The organism is Streptomyces sp. NPDC007157 (assembly GCF_040634235.1).
Taxonomy (GTDB): domain Bacteria; phylum Actinomycetota; class Actinomycetes; order Streptomycetales; family Streptomycetaceae; genus Streptomyces.
In genome coordinates this window covers 283,153-300,895 of the sequence record NZ_JBEYFE010000001.1, presented here as the reverse complement: position 1 = coordinate 300,895, position 17,743 = coordinate 283,153, and the positions used below count along the sequence as shown (strand labels likewise).

General features: G+C 70.7%; 19 protein-coding genes. 15 read left to right on the top strand and 4 right to left on the bottom strand.

Going from position 1 to position 17,743, the window contains the following annotated elements; translation table 11 throughout:
• Positions 1 to 14: 14 nt before the first annotated feature.
• The 5 genes from ABZ642_RS01330 (at position 15) to ABZ642_RS01310 (ending at position 4,595) form a co-directional block, all read left to right on the top strand.
• Positions 15 to 836, top strand: coding sequence for an SDR family oxidoreductase (locus tag ABZ642_RS01330; protein ID WP_360475160.1), 822 nt, complete (start codon positions 15 to 17; stop codon positions 834 to 836).
• 440 nt (positions 837 to 1,276) lie between these two features.
• Positions 1,277 to 1,675, top strand: a complete 399-nt coding sequence (locus tag ABZ642_RS01325; protein WP_360475157.1) for a nuclear transport factor 2 family protein — start codon at positions 1,277 to 1,279, stop codon at positions 1,673 to 1,675.
• Positions 1,676 to 1,792: 117 nt separating this feature from the next.
• Entirely contained in the window at positions 1,793 to 2,935 is a 1,143-nt protein-coding gene (locus ABZ642_RS01320) for a PP2C family protein-serine/threonine phosphatase (protein ID WP_360475154.1), read from the top strand.
• Between the two features lie 135 nt (positions 2,936 to 3,070).
• On the top strand, positions 3,071 to 3,853 hold the full coding sequence (locus tag ABZ642_RS01315) for a hypothetical protein (RefSeq protein WP_360475151.1): 783 nt from the start codon (positions 3,071 to 3,073) through the stop codon (positions 3,851 to 3,853).
• Positions 3,840 to 4,595 carry a Fic family protein gene (locus tag ABZ642_RS01310; protein ID WP_360475148.1) on the top strand — a complete coding sequence of 252 codons (756 nt, stop codon included), beginning with the start codon at positions 3,840 to 3,842 and terminating at the stop codon, positions 4,593 to 4,595. The genes ABZ642_RS01315 and ABZ642_RS01310 overlap by 14 nt, the downstream gene beginning before the upstream one ends.
• Before the next feature lie 42 nt (positions 4,596 to 4,637).
• On the opposite strand, the gene ABZ642_RS01305 is transcribed toward ABZ642_RS01310, so the two are convergent.
• Positions 4,638 to 5,570, bottom strand: coding sequence for an AraC family transcriptional regulator (locus ABZ642_RS01305; RefSeq protein ID WP_360475145.1), 933 nt, complete (start codon positions 5,568 to 5,570; stop codon positions 4,638 to 4,640).
• 92 nt (positions 5,571 to 5,662) lie between these two features.
• Here ABZ642_RS01305 and ABZ642_RS01300 point away from each other — a divergent pair, with 92 nt between their 5' ends.
• The 6 genes from ABZ642_RS01300 (at position 5,663) to ABZ642_RS01275 (ending at position 10,212) form a co-directional block, all read left to right on the top strand.
• Positions 5,663 to 6,283, top strand: a complete 621-nt coding sequence (locus ABZ642_RS01300) for a non-oxidative hydroxyarylic acid decarboxylases subunit B (protein ID WP_360475143.1) — start codon at positions 5,663 to 5,665, stop codon at positions 6,281 to 6,283.
• A 32-nt stretch (positions 6,284 to 6,315) separates the two neighbouring features.
• Entirely contained in the window at positions 6,316 to 7,737 is a 1,422-nt protein-coding gene (locus ABZ642_RS01295; RefSeq protein WP_360475140.1) for a non-oxidative hydroxyarylic acid decarboxylases subunit C, read from the top strand.
• Positions 7,738 to 7,774: 37 nt separating this feature from the next.
• A complete protein-coding gene (locus ABZ642_RS01290; RefSeq protein WP_360475137.1) occupies positions 7,775 to 8,035 on the top strand; it encodes a non-oxidative hydroxyarylic acid decarboxylases subunit D in 261 nt (86 codons plus the stop codon).
• 247 nt (positions 8,036 to 8,282) lie between these two features.
• Positions 8,283 to 8,915, top strand: coding sequence for a UbiX family flavin prenyltransferase (locus tag ABZ642_RS01285; protein WP_360475134.1), 633 nt, complete (start codon positions 8,283 to 8,285; stop codon positions 8,913 to 8,915).
• Positions 8,916 to 9,034: 119 nt separating this feature from the next.
• Complete coding sequence (locus ABZ642_RS01280; protein WP_360475131.1) at positions 9,035 to 9,940, top strand: HipA family kinase; 906 nt, start codon at positions 9,035 to 9,037, stop codon at positions 9,938 to 9,940.
• Positions 9,937 to 10,212 carry a SelT/SelW/SelH family protein gene (locus tag ABZ642_RS01275; RefSeq protein ID WP_360475128.1) on the top strand — a complete coding sequence of 92 codons (276 nt, stop codon included), beginning with the start codon at positions 9,937 to 9,939 and terminating at the stop codon, positions 10,210 to 10,212. Before ABZ642_RS01280 ends, ABZ642_RS01275 begins: the two co-directional genes overlap by 4 nt.
• An 11-nt stretch (positions 10,213 to 10,223) precedes the next feature.
• Here the strand turns inward: ABZ642_RS01275 and aceB are convergent, their stop codons facing one another.
• Complete coding sequence (gene aceB, locus ABZ642_RS01270) at positions 10,224 to 11,846, bottom strand: malate synthase A (RefSeq protein WP_360475126.1); 1,623 nt, start codon at positions 11,844 to 11,846, stop codon at positions 10,224 to 10,226.
• Positions 11,847 to 12,030: 184 nt separating this feature from the next.
• Complete coding sequence (locus tag ABZ642_RS01265; protein ID WP_360475123.1) at positions 12,031 to 12,630, bottom strand: nucleotidyltransferase family protein; 600 nt, start codon at positions 12,628 to 12,630, stop codon at positions 12,031 to 12,033.
• A 158-nt stretch (positions 12,631 to 12,788) separates the two neighbouring features.
• Here ABZ642_RS01265 and ABZ642_RS01260 point away from each other — a divergent pair, with 158 nt between their 5' ends.
• Positions 12,789 to 13,100: a DUF5955 family protein gene (locus ABZ642_RS01260; protein ID WP_360475120.1), complete on the top strand. Its 312-nt coding sequence runs from the start codon at positions 12,789 to 12,791 to the stop codon at positions 13,098 to 13,100.
• A gap of 119 nt (positions 13,101 to 13,219) precedes the next feature.
• Here ABZ642_RS01260 and ABZ642_RS01255 read toward each other — a convergent pair whose 3' ends face one another.
• Entirely contained in the window at positions 13,220 to 14,011 is a 792-nt protein-coding gene (locus ABZ642_RS01255) for an IclR family transcriptional regulator (RefSeq protein ID WP_360475117.1), read from the bottom strand.
• A gap of 285 nt (positions 14,012 to 14,296) precedes the next feature.
• Between ABZ642_RS01255 and allB the strand changes: the two genes are divergently transcribed.
• The 3 genes from allB (at position 14,297) to ABZ642_RS01240 (ending at position 17,698) form a co-directional block, all read left to right on the top strand.
• Entirely contained in the window at positions 14,297 to 15,637 is a 1,341-nt protein-coding gene (gene allB, locus ABZ642_RS01250) for an allantoinase AllB (protein WP_360475114.1), read from the top strand.
• Positions 15,638 to 15,690: 53 nt separating this feature from the next.
• A complete protein-coding gene (gene alc / locus ABZ642_RS01245; protein ID WP_360475111.1) occupies positions 15,691 to 16,803 on the top strand; it encodes an allantoicase in 1,113 nt (370 codons plus the stop codon).
• Positions 16,804 to 16,888: 85 nt separating this feature from the next.
• Positions 16,889 to 17,698, top strand: coding sequence for an AIM24 family protein (locus ABZ642_RS01240; RefSeq protein ID WP_360475108.1), 810 nt, complete (start codon positions 16,889 to 16,891; stop codon positions 17,696 to 17,698).
• Positions 17,699 to 17,743: the final 45 nt, after the last annotated feature.

Below are 17,743 nucleotides of genomic sequence, written 5' to 3'. Positions count from 1 at the left end.
GGAGCCCAACGGCCATGGCCGACGCGCATGTTGTCGTCATCACGGGTGGCGGAACCGGCATCGGTGCCGCCACCGCCCGGTTGCTGCGGGCCGCCGGGCACCAGGTCGTCATCGGCGGGCGGCGGCCCGAGCCGCTGCGGCGACTGGCCGACGAGACCGGCGCCCTGGCGCACCCCGGCGACCTCTCCGACCCGGCGGCGGTCCAGGACCTGATCGACACCGCGGTCGCCCGCTACGGCAGACTCGACGGACTGGTCCTCAACGCGGGCATCGGCCGCAGCGGCGCGGTCGGGGACCTCTCGGACGAGACCTGGGACGAGGTGCTGCGCACCAACCTGACCGGCCCCTTCCTGACCCTCCGCGCGGCCCTCCCGCACCTGCTCGAGGCCCGCGGCGCGGTGGTCGCGGTCGCCTCGGTCGCGGCGCTGCGCAACGGGTGGGGCAACGCCGCGTACGCCACCTCGAAGGCCGCGCTCCTCCAGCTGTGCCGCTCGGTGGCCGTCGACTACGGCAGCCAGGGGGTGCGGGCCAACACCGTGTGCCCCACCTGGGTGCGCACCGAGATGGCCGATGGGCGGATGGCCCGGTTCGCGGCGGACGAGGGCATGGCCGGCGGGGTCGAGGAGGCGTACACGCAGGCCACGCGGCTGGTGCCCAGCGCCCGCCCCGGCGACCCGGCCGAGGTCGCCGAGGCGATCGGCTGGCTGCTGTCGCCCGCGGCTTCGTTCGTCAACGGCGCGACCCTCACGGTGGACGGCGGGATCACCGCCCTCGACCCGGGAACGGTGCCGTTCGGCTTCCGCGTCGAGAGCCGCGGCGGGGACGCCGGTCACTGAACACCCGAGGGTGGAAACGAGCACGCCGCCGCCGTCGGAGACCGGTTCCAGCGCGCCGGCCGGCCCGATCGCGGGCACCGCGGCCCTGGTCGTCGCCGTGGCGGGCACCGGCGCGAACTCGGTCATGGTGATCTCCTTTGTGCGGTCCATTCGGGGAGATCTGGAAAGGACTCTTCCGGGAAGGGTATTTCCGTTCTTATCGCGGGAGAAGTTCATTCCCTGGCCACCAGTATTGCCTTCGGTGCCTCGGTGCGGCCCCTTCGTGCAAGCCTTCCTGAACCTAGGTCCGACTGGTCCACCTTCACCGCGCCCTCGCCGCGCCGCGGGAGCCATACTGGCCATATGAAGCACAACGGCGAACCGGGTGACTTTCTGCGCTCGCGGCGAGGCTTCTCGCCGGGGCGAGGTCACGGGAATCACATCGATCACCGGAGGCTCGCATGACAACGCCTGCACAGAACAAAGAGCTGGTACTGAATGCTTTCGACACCCTGTTCGGAAAGCGTGATTACGCGGCAGCCGAAAAGTTCTGGTCCGAAAAGTACATTCAGCACAGCCAGCATATTCCGCCGGGCCGCGAGGGGCTTTTCGGTCTCGTCCGAGATCTTCCCGACACCCTCCGCTACGAGAACCAGTTCGTTATCGCCGAAGGCGACTACGTCATGCTGTACGGCCGCTATGCCGGCAGCGGCGCTCCCGTCGCCTCGGTGGTCGCCGACGTGGTCCGGGTCGAGGACGGCAGACTCGCCGAGCACTGGGATGTCTGGGAGGGCGAGGCGACCCGACCGGAATCAGCGGGAGGGTGGCCGATGTTCGGCGACCGATTTCCCGCCGAGTGAGCCCGGTGCCGGGAACGGCCCGGCCGGTGCAGGGGGTGGTGCCCGGGAATGGGGGACATGTCGGCATGTGTTCCGAAAGGAGGACGACGAGCACCGGAGCACGACGTGAGCGCTGCGATGATCACTGCATCTGTGGTCGAGACCCTGCGAGCATGGCGTCATTCGACACGCCCTCTGTGGCTGGTCGGGCCTCTCCTGCTGATCGTCGCGATCCCGGTGGCCGACGGGTTCCTGCCGCCGGACATCCATCTCGCCCACCTCCTCGTCGTCGCCGTCGCGGTGACCGCGGTCGGCGCCGGGCCGCGCGCCACCGCGCTGATCGGGGCACTGGCGGTCCTCGCACTGGTCTACGCCGGCCTGGAACGAAGGTCACTGACCACCGAGAGCGTTCTCGTCGAACTGGCCGCCCTGCTCGCCGTCTGTGCCTTCTTCGTCCTCTTCACCCAGCTGCGGGACCGGCGCGACCGCGAGCTCGTCCGGGTGCGCTCGGTGTCCGACGCGGCACAGGGCGTCGTACTGCGGCCCCTGCCGCAGCGGGCCGGTCCCGTCACTCTCGCGTCGCAGTACCGCAGCGCCGAAGCGGACGCGACCATCGGCGGCGACCTCTATGCCGCCGCGCGGATCCCCGGCTCCACGCGGCTGCTCATCGGGGACGTCCGGGGCAAGGGACTCCCCTCCATCAGTGACACGGCGATCGTGCTGGGCGCCTTCCGTGCCGCCGCCCACCGCCAGATCCCCCTGCCGGAGCTGGTCGCCTACATCGAGGACGCCGTCCAGTGGGGGCTCGCGGAGTTCTCGGAGCCGAAGGAGGACGCCGCCGAGCGCTTCGTGACCGCCGCTGTCCTGGACATCCCGGACGACGAGTCCGTGGTGCATCTGATCAGCTGCGGGCACCCGCCGCCCTTCCTGCTGCGCGGCTGCACCAGGTCGGCGCTGGCACTGGCGGTTCCCGAACCGTCGCCCCCGCTCGGCCTCGGCGTGTGGCCCGCCGACGCGCACGGCACGGACGGTGCCGGCGCCCGCTATGTGCCGGCGACCTTCCCGTTCGAGCACGGCGACAGGCTGGTCCTGTACACCGACGGCGTCAGCGAGGCCCGGAACGCCGACGGCGACTTCTATCCGCTCGCCGAGCGCGCCACGGCCTGGGCGGACAAGGCGCCCGGCCCGCTGGTCGAGCGGCTCGCCGCGGACGTCCGGGCGTACACGGGCGGCCGGCTGAACGACGACATGGCCATGATCGTCGTCCAGCGCGACGCGTAGGACGGTGTCGCGATGCCTGCGCCGGCGGCCACGGGAGCGATGAGGGATCGCCGGCCGTCCTGATACCTCTGGATTCCGGTTCGGATATCCGTTCGCCAAGCCGAGGTCCCCGGGCCGAGACTGATGAGCCCCCCAGTGGACAGAGAAAGCGGGACGGCGCTGACGTACAACCGAGACACCCTGCCCCTCCCCGAGAACCTCGTGCCGCCCGCCCCTGGCATGGGGAATTGGGAGGACATCGACCCGGCCCGCCACCCGTTCGGCTGGGACGAGGACGAGGAGGCCCGCCTTCGCGCGCTGGTCCACGTCTGGGTGCCACCCGTGCTCTCCGGCATGGCGGGCTGGTGGCAGGCCGAACGCTGGTGCGAAAGGCAGCTGGACGCGATCGTCCGGGACCGCTACGGGAACTGGGCTCAGGGGTGGAACTGGTGCTACCGGTACGGCGGGCCCATCGGCAGCTGGGTGACCGGGCCAAGCTCGGTGACGACCCCTGAGGAGACCGCGACCCGCGTCGTGGCCGCGCTGCTGGAGTGGCGCCAGTGGCTGGAGGCGATGGCCCAGCGGTTCGCGGAGCTGGCGCCGCCGCCGGAAGCCTCTCCCGAGCATCGCAGCTGGTATCTGGAGCGGGCCTGCGTCCGGTTGGTGACCCTCACGCTGGACACAGGCGCGGAGGGCGCTTGGTACGGGCAGGCCGCGCTGGTCCTGCGCTGGTTCCTCGGTACCACCGGTATGGACCGGGGCGAGGCGGAGCAGGCGGTGGAGAGCGCGATCGGCGGCCGGTTCGAGAGCTGGATCACCCCCGGCCACGTGCTGATCGAATCAGTCGGTGAGGACCTCGCCGTCGGCCTCACCGGCCATGCCCCCTACCAGGACCACCGTGCACGGGAGGGGCTGGAGAATCTCCATGACCGTCCCTGACAGCCTTGCGGCCTGGCTGCGCGTTCGCCGTGAGACCGCCTGGCACCGAGCACCCGCCCTACGGCGGGTTCCGCATGCGCGTGACGGATTCCGGGCGTGGTGCGAAGGGCCGGTCCGCCGACGGGACCCCGTCCGTGCGCAGCGTCTGCTCACCGCCCATGCCCTGGCCCGCGCCGATGCCGCCCGCCACGCCCCACTGGACTTCACACTGCTGTCCGCCTGGCAGCGCGAGGTCCTCGGCGAACCGGAGACACCGTTCCGCGCGAACGACGCCTACGCGAAGGCCGGCCGCGAGCGCTACGCCCTGACCTCGCACACCCGGGCCGACTTCGCCACCTGCCTGCGCGAGGCGACCGACCCGGAGCTACCGCTGGCGGCCCGCGCGGCCCGTGCGTACCTCGACGTCGCGTTCTTCCACCCTTTCACCGACGGCAACGCCCGCGCGGCTCTGCTGACCTTGGTCCACATCCTGGCCCGCGAGGACATCGTCCTTCCCGAGGTCGGTCCTCTCCAGACCACCCGCTACGCTGACGACCCCGCGGGCGCCGCGGACCTGGCCGCTCTTGTCGACGTACTCAACCGCCGCCGACAGCACGCGAGATCGACGGCGGCCTCCGTGAGGACGCAGCTCGGCGCCTTGTGCGACACGCTTCGGGGCTCCGACGGAGCGACGCGAGGCGTGGCCGGCTCCGAAGGCGCGGCGCGAGGCGCGGCCGCTGGAGACGGCGCGGCGAGTCCGTGACGTGACCAGGCAGGACGTCCCTTCGCCTCACGATCGCACGCATCACAGGCCGCCGGGCCCGCTCTCCGGGCGGACGGCGTCACTTCCGCGGCTCCGCCCCGAGGCGTGTGAACGGTAGTCGGTGGGGGTTTCGCCGGTGTGGTGCTTGAAGAACTTCGAGAAGGCCGTGGGAGTGGGGAAGCCGAGCCGTCCGGCGACCGCCGAGGTCGGCAGCTCGGTGTGGACGAGGAGGCGCCTGGCCTCGAGGACGATCCGGTCGTCCAGGTACCGCTTCGCGGAACCTCCCGTCGCCGCGAGGCAGGCGCGGGTCAGCGTCCGCGAGCTGTAGCCGAGCGCCCGGGCATAGTCGGCGACCGTGCGGCTCTCGGCGAAGTCGCGCTCGACCGCCGCGTGGAACGCCCGGAACGCCTCGCCGGTCCTGGACGCACCCCGCTCGCGAACGTACAGGTGCGAGAGGCGCAGCACCAGCGCCGCCAGCAGATGCCGGATGAGTTCGATCTGCGCGTCCAGCCGCAGTACGCCGGTCTCCCTGTACGCCTCCATGAGCAGTTCGAGCGTCCGCTCTATGGGCGCGGCCTCGTGTCGGGAGGGCTGCAGCGCGCCCCACGGAAAGGGCGGGTCGACGCCGGCGGCGGCGACGGTGGCCGGGTCGAGGAGGCCGAGCTGGAAGAGGATCAGGGTGCCCTGCGCATGCTCCAGCCCCTCGTCGAAGCGGTAGACCTGCTCGGGCCGGATCCACAGCCAGGCGCCGGGCGGCACCGGCAGCGGTTCCCCGTCCACGGTGAGCCGGACGATCCCTTCCTCGACCATCAGCAGATGGTGGAACGCGGCCCGCGCGGGCGTCCGCGGATCGAACCCGTGCCCGGCGGCCCGTCGTGCGAGCCGGGCCAGCGGCAGCACCTCCAGGCCGGGCAGCGCGCCGGCGGCCGGGCGGAACGGGATCTCCGCAATCCTGGACTGTCCGATTTTGAACACCTCCTGTCCAGACCGTACCCGCGATGACCCGCGAAGGCGCCCTAGCGTGGAGACCGAAGCGGAATCCACCTGACGTATGAAGGAAGGCAGTCATGCGGCTCATTGTGGGGATGACCGGGGCGACTGGGGCGCCGTTCGGGGTACGGCTGCTGCAGGCGTTGAAACAGCTTCCCGAAGTGGAGACCCATCTGGTGCTGTCCCGTTGGGCGCGTACCACTGTCGAGTTGGAGACCGGCTTCTCGGCCCGCGAGGTGGGCGCGCTCGCCGATGTGGTGCACAGCCCGGAGGACCAGGGCGCGACGATCTCCTCGGGCTCGTTCCGCACCGACGGCATGGTGGTCGTGCCCTGCTCGATGAAGACACTGGCAGGCATCCGGGCCGGCTACGCCGACGGGCTGGTGGGGCGCGCCGCGGACGTGGTCCTCAAGGAGCGCCGCAAGCTCGTGCTCGTCCCCCGGGAGACCCCGCTGAGCGACATCCACCTGGAGAACATGTTGGCACTGTCCCGGATGGGCGTGCGGATGGTGCCTCCGATGCCCGCCTTCTACAACCACCCGCGATCGGTCGACGACATCGTCGACCACGTCACCGCCCGCATCCTCGACCAGTTCGACCTGCCCTTTCCGGCCGCCAGGCGCTGGGAGGGGATGCGCTCCGCACATGCTCTCGCGCCCGGTGAGGCTCCTGTTCCCGACCGCGTGCAGGCTCCCTGACACCTCGTCATCACACCTGAAGGAGAACGGACATGGCCTACGACGACCTTCGCAGCTTCCTCGACGCCCTGGACAAGGAAGGCCAACTGCTGCGCATCACCGAGGAGGTGATGCCGGAGCCGGACGTCGCCGCCGCCGCGAACGCCGCCAGCCGCATGGGGGAGGCCGCACCGGCGCTGTACTTCGACAACATCGCCGGCTTCAACAGCGCCCGGATCGCCATGAACGTCCACGGTTCCTGGGCCAACCACGCCCTGGCGTTGGGCTTGCCCAAGAACACCGGCACCAAGGAGCAGGTGGAAGAGTTCATCAACCGGTGGGCGGAGTTCCCGGTCGAGCCGGAGTGGAGGGACCACCCGCTGTGGGCACAGAACTCCGTCGAGGGCGAGGACATCAACATCTTCGACATCCTCCCCCTGGTCCGGCTCAACGACGGCGACGGCGGCTTCTACATCGACAAGGCCGGCATCGTCTCCAAGGACCCCGACGACCCGGAGAACTCCGGGAAGCAGAATGTCGGCATCTACCGCATCGAGGTCAAGGGCCCACGCAAGCTCGCCATCCAGCCCGGACCGGTGCACGACATCGGCCTGCACCTGCGCAAGGCCGAGGAGCGTGGGGAGGACCTCCCGATCGCCATCACCCTGGGCAACGACCCGGTGATCTCGATCGTGGCGTCCACGCCGATGGAGTACGACCAGAACGAGTACGAGCTGGCCGGCGCGCTGCGCGGCGCCCCCGCACCGATCGCCGAGGCGCCGCTGACCGGACTGCCGGTGCCGTGGGGCTCCGAGATCGTCATCGAGGGTGTCATCGAGGGCCGCAAGCGGGAGGTCGAGGGCCCGTTCGGCGAGTTCACCGGGCACTACTCCGGCGGCCGCAACATGCCGGTGATCCGGATCGACAAGATCTCCTACCGGTCGGACCCGGTCTTCGAGCACCTCTACCTCGGCATGCCGTGGACCGAGATCGACTACCTGATGGCCGCCAACACCTGCGTGCCCCTGTACGAGCAGCTGAAGAGGGACTTCCCCGAGGTCCAGGCCGTCAACGCGATGTACACCCACGGACTGGCCATCATCGTCTCCACCAAGAAGCGCTACGGCGGCTTCGCGAAGGCCGTCGGTCTGCGGGTGCTGACCACCCCGCACGGCCTCGGCTACGCGTCCACCGTGATCGTGGTGGACGAGGACGTCGACCCGTTCAACCTCCCCCAGGTGATGTGGGCACTGTCCACCAAGATGAACCCCGGCGACGACCTCGTCGTCGTACCGCACCTGTCGCTGATGGAGCTCGCTCCCCAGTCGGACAGTCCCGGCACCGGCGCCAAGCTCGTCATCGACGCCACCACCCCGGTCAGGCCGGACAACCGCGGCAACTACGGCAACCAGGTCCGCGACCTGCCCGAGATGGGCGAGTGGCTCACCAAGCTGCAGCAGCTCGCCAAGCAGTGACCGCCCGCCGACCCCTCTGAAAGGAGATCCCACCGCCATGGCCACCAAGACCACGAAGAACGCGTCGCCCGCCGAGTGCCCGCGCTGCGGCCACGACAAGCTGGACCTGATCCACACCTCGCCCGTCGCCGGGGTCTGGGAGATCTGTCACTGCCGGCAGTGCCTGTACATGTGGCGCACCTCCGAGCCGGCCCGCCGCACCCGGCGCGACGCCTACCCGGACAGCTTCAAGATGACCATCGAGGACATCCGCGACGCGGTGGAGTTGCCCGTCGTCCCGCCGCTGCGGAAGTCCTGAACAAGCGGGTCACGATTCGCGCGTCGCCGGCAACGGGGACGGCGCACGTCACCGGGGTGATGGGTGCGGGAGGGGTATCCGCCGGTCGAGTGACCGCCAGGATTTGACGGTCACCGGGCGAGGTACCGATGAGCGTGTGTGCCGGACCCGGCCCCTGTGCCGGTCCTCGACTCCCGCGGGCGGGACGGCGCCGGCCCGGTGAGTCAGAGGCGACTGCTCTTACGGCGAGCCACGAAAGGGGATCATCGTGACCCAGCAGAACGTGACGGTCGCTGTCACGGGCGCGGGTGGCACCGGCGTGGCCAAGGCCTTGCTCGCCGCGCTTCAGCGGGATGACCGGGTCGGCCATGTCGACCTTCTGGTGTCGGCCAACGGGCGCAAACTCGTCGCCTTCGAATTCCAGACCGGAGAAGACCCGGACTCGGTGGTCCGGGCACTGGAGGCGACGTCGCCGAAAGTGCGCTTCCTGGATCCGGCCGACATGTCCGGGCCGGTGACCAGCGGCAGCTATCCGAGCGACGCGATGATCATCCTGCCGTGTGCGGCCGGCGTCCTCGGGCGCATCGCTCACGGGCAGGCGGAGAGCCTCGTCGAGCGGGCCGCGGACGTGATGCTGAAGCAGCGGCGCCGGCTCGTCCTCTGTCTGCGGGAAGCGCCGCTGAACCTCATCCACCTGCGCAACATGGTGGCCGTCACCGAGGCGGGAGCCACCGTGTACCCCATGATCCCCACGTACTACAACGTGCCGGAGACACTCGCGCAGCTGCGGGACGAGTTCGTCGAACGGGTCCTGCAATTCGTGGGCCTGCCCGGCACGGACCGTTACCAGTGGGACGGCAGCGACACCGCGGCGCGACGCGAGCAGAACCGGACGCGGTGAGGAGCCGGCTGCCCCACGACGCGAAGACGGGCCGCGGTTCCTCGTGACATCCTTCTCACCCTCGTATTCTTTCGCTCCGCTGTTGACCGCACGGCTGAACCGCTGAATAGCCTGGGGAAATGCTCAGAGAAGTCATCGCCACCCGCTACACCACCTCCCTGCGTGAGGGTGGCTCGCTCCCCGGGCTCGTCGAGGCCGACGACCTCGGGACGTACGTCGTGAAGTTCACCGGCTCGGCGCAGGGCCGCAAGGCGCTGGTCGCCGAGGTGATCGTGGGGGAGCTGGCGCGGGCGCTCGGACTGCGCTTCCCCGAGCTGGTGCTCGTGCGCTTCGACCCGGCGATCGCCGAGGACGAGCCGCACCAGGAGGTACGCGAGCTGCACGCGGCCAGCGCCGGGGTGAACCTGGGGATGGACTTCCTGCCCGGGGCGAAGGACTTCACCCCGGAGCTCGCCGAGGTCTTCCCGGTGGGCCCGCTGGAGGCCGGCCGGATCGTCTGGCTGGACGCGCTCACCGTCAACGTCGACCGTACGGTGCACAGCTCCAACCTCATGGTCTGGCCGACGTTCGGCACCGCGCCCGCGCACCTGTGGCTCATCGACCACGGAGCGGCCCTCGTCTTCCACCACCGCTGGGACGCCTCGGCACCCGAGAAGGCCTACGACTTCCGCCACCACGCCCTCGGCAGGTACGGCCCCGACACCCGGGCCGCCGACGCCGAACTCGCGCCCAGGGTCACCGAGGAGCTGCTCAGGGACACCCTCGCCGAGGTCCCGGACGCCTGGCTCACCGACTTCGGCACGCCCGCGGAGATGCGCGAGGCCTACGTCGGCTATCTGCTGGCCCGGGTCCGGTCCTCCGCGCAGTGGCTCCCCACCGATTTCCCGGGGCGCGACCAGCTCGCGGCCGAGGAGGCCGCCCGCGCGGCCAGGACACAGCAGGGACGTCCGGCCTGGCTGAAGCAGGTTCCCGACCTGCACGGCAAGCCCGCGGCTCAACAGGATTGGTCGGTACACCTCGGATGAGTGACAGCCAGCGCGTCGAGATCGAGTACTGCACCCAGTGCCGCTGGCTGCCCCGCGCGGCCTGGCTGGCGCAGGAACTGCTCACCACCTTCGAGGCCGAGCTGACCGAACTGGCCCTGAAGCCCGGCAAGGGCGGGATCTTCGTCGTCCGGGTGAACGACGAGGTGGTCTGGGACCGCAGGGAACAGGGCTTCCCCGAGCCCACGGCGGTGAAGCAGGCCGTACGCGACCGAGTGGCCCCGGGGAAGTCCCTGGGCCACTCGGACAAGTGAGCCTCTGAAGATCAGCCGCGCAGCTGCCGGTACGCGGGCAGCGTCAGGAAGTCCGCGTAGTCGTCGTCGAGGGCGACGGTGAGCAGCAGGTCGTGGGCCTGCTGCCAGTGGCCGGCCGCGAAGGCCTGCTCGCCGATCTCCTTGCGGATGGCGTCGAGTTCCTCGGCGGCGATCTTGCGGGCCAGCTCCGGCGTGGCCTTCTCGCCGTTCTCGAACTCGACGCCCGCGTTGATCCACTGCCAGATCTGGGAGCGGGAGATCTCCGCGGTGGCCGCGTCCTCCATGAGGTTGAAGATGGCCACCGCGCCGAGGCCGCGCAGCCAGGCCTCGATGTAACGGATGCCCACCTGGACGGCGTTGACCAGACCGGCGTAGGTCGGCCTGGCGTCCAGCGAGTCGACCGCGATCAGGTCGGCGGCCTCGACGTGGACGTCCTCGCGCAGCCGGTCCTTCTGGTTCGGCTTGTCGCCGAGAACCCGGTCGAAGGACTCCATGGCGATCGGGACCAGGTCGGGGTGGGCGACCCAGGAGCCGTCGAAACCGTCGTTCGCCTCGCGGTCCTTGTCGGCGCGGACCTTCTCGAAGGCCACCTTGTTGACCTCCGGGTCCCGCCGGGAGGGGATGAAGGCCGCCATGCCGCCGATCGCGTGCGCACCGCGCTTGTGGCAGGTGCGGACGAGGAGTTCGGTGTACGCCCGCATGAACGGGGCGGTCATCGTCACGGCGTTGCGGTCCGGCAGGACGAACCTGGGCCCGCCGTCACGGAAGTTCTTGACGATGGAGAACAGGTAGTCCCAGCGGCCGGCGTTCAACCCGGAGGCGTGGTCGCGGAGTTCGTAGAGGATCTCCTCCATCTCGTACGCGGCCGTGATGGTCTCGATCAGCACGGTGGCGCGGACGGTGCCCTGCGGGATGCCGACGTGGTCCTGGGCGAAGACGAACACGTCGTTCCACAGCCGGGCTTCGAGGTGCGACTCGGTCTTCGGCAGGTAGAAGTAGGGACCCTTGCCGAGGTCGAGCAGCCGCCGCGCGTTGTGGAAGAAGTAGAGCCCGAAGTCGACGAAGGCGCCCGGCACCTGCTCGCCGTCGACCTCGATGTGCCGCTCGTTCAGATGCCAGCCGCGTGGCCGCATCACGACCGTCGCCAGCTCCTCGTCCGGGCGCAGGGCGTACGACTTCCCGGAGCCGGAGTCCGTGAAGTCGATGTTCCGGGTGTAGGCGTCGATCAGGTTCAGCTGGCCCAGGACGACGTTCTCCCAGGTCGGCGCGGAGGCGTCCTCGAAGTCCGCGAGCCAGATCCGGGCGCCCGAGTTGAGGGCGTTGATGGTCATCTTGCGGTCGGTGGGGCCGGTGATCTCGACCCGGCGGTCGTTGAGCGCCTCGGGGGAGGGGGCCACCCGCCAGGAGTCGTCCGCGCGGATCGCGGCGGTCTCCGGGAGGAAGTCGAGTGTGGAGGTGCGGGCGATCTCGGCGCGGCGCTCGGCCCGGCGGGCGAGGAGTTCGGCACGGCGCGGCGAGAACCGCCGGTGCAGCTCGGCGACGAAGGCGAGCGCCGCGTCGGTGAGGACCTCCTCCTGCCGGGGCAGGGGCTCGGCGTCGACGATGGCCAGCGGAGACGGCGCTGGTGCGGACATGAGCTGTCACTTCCTTCAGCGGTGGCACCGGGTGCCAGTCGTTCCGGGTAGAGCGAAGCACACCCGATCAGGGGCCGGGAGCTTCTGAACAGTGGATACTAGTTTCCTCATTGTGGAAGTTCAATGGTTTGTTGATGTCGAGATTCTCCGGGTCGAGCCAAGGTGGCGCTCAGTGCCATCCCGTTCACTCAAGGTGGCCCAGATCCGCTTCGGTGTCGATGTCGAACGGCTCGGCCACATCTCCGCACTCGACCAGGGCGATGGCCGCCTCGTGGGCCTTGAGGTAGGCGCGGGCGCCCCGGTCCCCGGTCGCGCTCGCGGCGATCCCCGGCCAGTGCCGGGAGCCGAACAGCACGGGATGGCCGCGCACCCCGTCGTAGGCGGCCGCCACCAGCGAGTTCTCGTCCCGGTACCCGCCGAGTACCCGGGCCACCGCCTTGCCCCCGATCCCCGGCTGATCCACCAGCGACACCAGGGCGGCCCGCACCCCCGTCCCGGCGAGCGAGGCCAGCCCCACCCGCAGCGAGGACCCCATGCCCTCGGCCCAGTCCGGGTTCTCCACGACCACGCAGCCGCCCAGCTCGGCCCGCTCCCGCACGTCGTCCGCACAGGCCCCCAGCACCACGTGCACCGGCCCGCAGCCGCCCGCGCGCAACACCCCGACCGCGTGCTCAACCAGGGGGCGCCCGCGATGCGTGAGCAGTGCCTTGGGCCGCCCGCCGAGCCGTCTGCCGCCGCCGGCGGCGAGCAGCAGCCCGGCGATCTGGTCATGCGTGTCCGTCATGCGTCCTGCATACCCGACGGCGGGGCGGACGGCCGGTTCCGCAGGGCTGAATTTCGGTCCATGCTGTAGCGCGTCGCGCACGGGAGGGCGTTTACTGACCCGCGTCGCCAGGCGCCCGACCACCGTCAAAGGGTGCCGGGCGAGGGGGGGGGAGAGCTGTGTTGCGGAGCTTGGGACAGAGACCAGTGACCGGCAGTGACGAGGATCCGAGAGTTACGGAACTACGGACGGCGGTCTCGCGACTGCGCCGCGAACTGGCCGCGCATCCGGCCGAGTTCACGGACCGCGCGATAGCCGAGGACGAGCTGGCCGCGCTGGCGGCGATGGCGACGGGCGGCATGCCGGAGACCCCGCGCCTGCGCCGCTCCCTGTTACTGATCGCGGGAGCCATCGGTTCGGTGAGCGCACTGTCGCGGGGCCTGTCGGACGTACGCCAGGCGGTCGACCTGTTCGGGGAGCCTGGACGTTGAAACGCCGCTGAGGTTGCTCACCAGGGGCGCGGGACCGTATCGACATGCGGCCCCGCCGCGTGGGCGCGGTCAGTCACCACGCGGACCGCACCCGCCCACGGCGAAGCGGCCCCCGTCCCTCAGACTCCTGAACTCGCCAACGCCTGGGACAACTCAACCGCCACCTGCTGCAGCACCGGCACGATCTTCTCCGTCGCCGCCTCGGTGACCCGCCCCGCCGGGCCGGAGATCGAGATCGCCGCCGCCGTGGGCGAATCCGGCACGGACACCGCCAGGCACCGCACCCCGATCTCCTGCTCGTTGTCGTCCACGGCGTACCCCAGCTGCCGTACCTCCGCCAGGGCGCTCAGGAACCCCTCCGGAGTGGTGATCGTCTTCTCCGTGGCCGCCGGCATCCCGGTCCGGGCCAGCAGCGCCCGCACCTCGGCGTCCGGCACACTCGCCAGCAGCGCCTTCCCCACCCCCGTGGAGTGCGGCAGCACCCGTCGGCCCACCTCGGTGAACATCCTCATCGAGTGCTTCGACGGCACCTGCGCCACGTACACGATCTCGTCCCCGTCGAGCAGTGCCATGTTCGCCGTCTCGCCGGTCTCCTCGACCAGTCGCGCGAGGTACGGCCGCGCCCAGGTGCCCAGCAGCCGGGACGCCGACTCGCCGAGCCGGATCAGCCGGGGCCCGAGCGCGTACCGCCGGTTGGGCTGCTGGCGTACATAGCCGCAGGCGACCAGCGTGCGCATCAGCCGGTGGATCGTCGGCAACGGCAGCCCGCTGCTCGCGGACAGCTCGCTCAGCCCGACCTCGCCGCCCGCGTCCGCCATCCGCTCCAGGAGATCGAAGGCGCGCTCGAGGGACTGGACGCCGCCGCCGTTGGACTTGGCGGAGTCGGTGGTGCTGGCGCTGGACGTCGGCACGGCGCGTTCCTTTCGGGGCTGCCTTTCGGACCGGGCAGAAGGGCAGAAGCCTACCCGGCGGCCGGTTGACGCCCTGGTTGTGCGTAGCTACGTTCTACTTGGCGGAATTGTAATTCCACTTTGTGGAAACGTCCAGAGTGTGAGCCCGCGTGGCCCCGAGAAGCAGTGTGCCCTTGACGGCGCGGGGGCGGGAGTGAAGACTCCTTCAACAGAACGTTGAATTCCGTTACATGGGTGTAAATCCCGTTTCCCGGAAGTAAAACGGCGGCAGAGAGAGGGGTCCGGGTGTCCGACGCTGAACTGGTGCTGCGCTCGACGCGCGTCATCACCCCGGAGGGGACACGGGCCGCCTCGGTCGCCGTCTCCGCCGGGACGATCACCGCCGTACTGCCGTACGACGCCCCCGTCCCGGCGGGCGCCCGCCTGGAGGACTTCGGCGACGACGTGCTGCTGCCCGGCCTGGTCGACACCCATGTGCATGTGAACGACCCGGGCCGCACCGAGTGGGAGGGCTTCTGGACCGCCACGCGCGCGGCGGCGGCCGGCGGCATCACCACCCTCGTCGACATGCCGCTCAACTCCCTCCCGCCGACCACGACCGTCGACAACCTCCGCGTCAAGCAGGAGGTCGCGGCCGACAAGGCGCACATGGACGTCGGCTTCTGGGGCGGCGCGCTGCCCGACAACGTCAAGGACCTGCGCCCGCTGCACGACGCCGGGGTCTTCGGTTTCAAGGCGTTCCTGTCGCCGTCCGGCGTGGACGAGTTCCCGCATCTAGACCAGGAGCGGCTCGCGCGGTCCCTGGCGGAGATCACCTCCTTCGGCGGCCTGCTGATCGTGCACGCCGAGGACCCGCACCACCTCGCCGCCGCCCCGCAGCACGGCGGCCCCAGATACGCCGACTTCCTGGCCTCGCGTCCGCGCGACGCCGAGGACACGGCGATCGCACAGCTGATCGCGCACGCGAAACGCCTCCACGCGCGCGTGCACGTCCTGCACCTGTCCTCGTCGGACGCGCTGCCGCTGATCGCCGAGGCCAAGCGGGACGGCGTCCGGATCACCGTCGAGACCTGCCCGCACTACCTCACCCTCACTGCCGAGGAAGTCCCGGACGGCGCCAGCGAGTTCAAGTGCTGCCCGCCCATCCGCGAGTCGGCCAACCAGGACCTGCTCTGGCAGGCACTGGCCGACGGCACCATCGACTGTGTGGTCACCGACCACTCGCCCTCGACCGCCGACCTGAAGACCGACGACTTCGCGACCGCGTGGGGCGGCATCTCCGGCCTTCAGCTCAGCCTCCCCGCCGTGTGGACGGAGGCCCGCAGGCGCGGCCACGGCCTGGAGGACGTGGTCCGCTGGATGTCGGCCCGCACGGCCGCGCTCGTCGGCCTCGACGACCGCAAGGGCGCCATCGCCCCGGGCCGGGACGCCGACTTCGCCGTCCTCGCGCCCGACGAGACCTTCACCGTGGACCCGGCGGGCCTCCAGCACCGCAACCGGGTCACCGCGTACGCGGGCAAGACCCTGTACGGCGTCGTGAGGTCCACCTGGCTGCGCGGCGAACGCATCGTCGCGGACGGCGCGTTCACGGCCCCGAAGGGACGCCTGCTGGCCCGCACCCCCTGACCACCGCTCGCTTCCGCACCCGCAGCGGCCGACACCCGAGAGGAAGACCTTCTTTGACGGCGATCCCGACCTTCACCGGCGACGCGAACCCCTACTCCGGCGGCGACCCGTACGCCGACTACCGCACCGCCGACCTCCCCTTCACCCAGTACGCCAACCTCGCCGACCGGCAGCTCGGCGCCGGGGTCATCGCCGCCAACGACGAGTTCTTCGCCCAGCGGGAGAACCTGCTGGTGCCCGGGCGGGCCGAGTTCGACCCCGAGCACTTCGGGCACAAGGGCAAGATCATGGACGGCTGGGAGACGCGCCGCCGCCGCGGTGCCTCGGCCGGGCACCCCTGGCCCACGGCCGAGGACCACGACTGGGCGCTGGTCCGCCTCGGCGCCCCCGGCGTCGTCCGCGGGATCGTCGTCGACACGGCCCACTTCCGCGGCAACTACCCGCAGGCGGTGTCGGTCGAGGGCACGTCGGCGCCGGGCTCGCCGTCCCCCGAGGACCTTCTCGGCGACGACGTGAAATGGACGACGCTCGTCCCGCGCACGCCGGTGGGCGGCCACGCGGCGAACGGCTTCGCCGTCTCCGTCGAACAGCGCTTCACCCACCTCCGCGTCAACCAGCACCCCGACGGCGGCATCGCCCGCCTGCGCGTGTACGGCGAGGTCGCCCCGGACCCCGGGTGGCTCGCCGCGCTCGGCACCTTCGACGTGCTCGCCCTGGAGAACGGCGGTCAGGTCGAGGACGCCTCCAACCTCTTCTACTCACCGGCCACCAACACCATCCAGCCGGGCCGCTCCCGCAAGATGGACGACGGCTGGGAGACGCGCCGGCGCCGCGACCAGGGCAACGACTGGATCCGCTACCGGCTGGTGGCCCAGTCCCAGATCCGGGCGATCGAGATCGACACGGCGTACCTGAAGGGCAACAGCGCGGGCTGGGCGTCGGTGTCGGTGCGGGACGGCGAGGACGGCGACTGGCGGGAGATCCTGCCGCGCACCCGCCTCCAGCCGGACACCGACCACCGCTTCGTCCTGGCCTCCCCCGCCGTGGGCACGCACGCGCGCGTGGACATCTTCCCGGACGGCGGGATCTCCCGCCTGCGGCTGTTCGGAACGCCGACGGAAGCAGGAGCGGCGTCCCTGACCACAAGGCACCGCGAACTGTCCTGAAGCTCCTCGCCCGCCCGCCCAGCCTCCTCAGGTACGGGCGGGCGGGCGACGGGAACCGCCGAAGCGTCGGCTACGTTCTTTCCCCGTGACCCTTCAGCAAGAAATCGTCGGCAACGCCATGCAGATGGCGGTCGTCAACCTGCACCCCGGCCAGACCGTCTACTGCGAAGCCGGAAAGTTCCTGTTCAAGACCACGAACGTGACCATGGAGACCCGGCTCAGCGGCCCGAACGGCGGGGGCCAGCAGCAGGGCGGTGGCGGCGGCATGGGCGGCATGCTGCGCCAGGCCATGGGCACCGCCATGCAGGTCGGCCAGCGCATGCTCGCCGGCGAGTCACTGGCCTTCCAGTACTTCAGCGCACAGGGCGGTGAAGGCACCGTCGGCTTCGCGGGCGTGCTGCCCGGTGAGATGCGCGCCCTGGAGCTCAACGGCACGCGCGCGTGGTTCGCCGAGAAGGACGCCTTCGTGGCGGCCGAGTCCACCGTCGAGTTCGGCATCGCCTTCCAGGGCGGCCGCACCGGCATGAGCGGCGGCGAGGGCTTCATCCTGGAGAAGTTCACCGGCCACGGCACCGTGATCATCGCCGGCGCCGGCAACTTCATCGACCTCAACCCCGCCGACTTCGGTGGCCGTATAGAGGTCGACACGGGCTGTGTCGTCGCCTTCGAGGAGGGCATCCAGTACGGCGTCCAGCGCGTCGGCGGCCTCAACCGCCAGGGCCTCATGAACGCCGTCTTCGGCGGCGAGGGCCTCTCCCTGGCCACCCTGGAGGGCAACGGCCGGGTGATCCTGCAGTCCCTCACCATCGAGAGCCTCGCCAACGCCCTGAAGAAGGCCCAGGGCGGCGACAAGCAGGGCCCGACGGGCGGACTGTTCTCGACGCACGCGGGGTGAGCCGCCGCAGGGACGATCACGGCCGATGAGTCGCGGGCGCCCGCC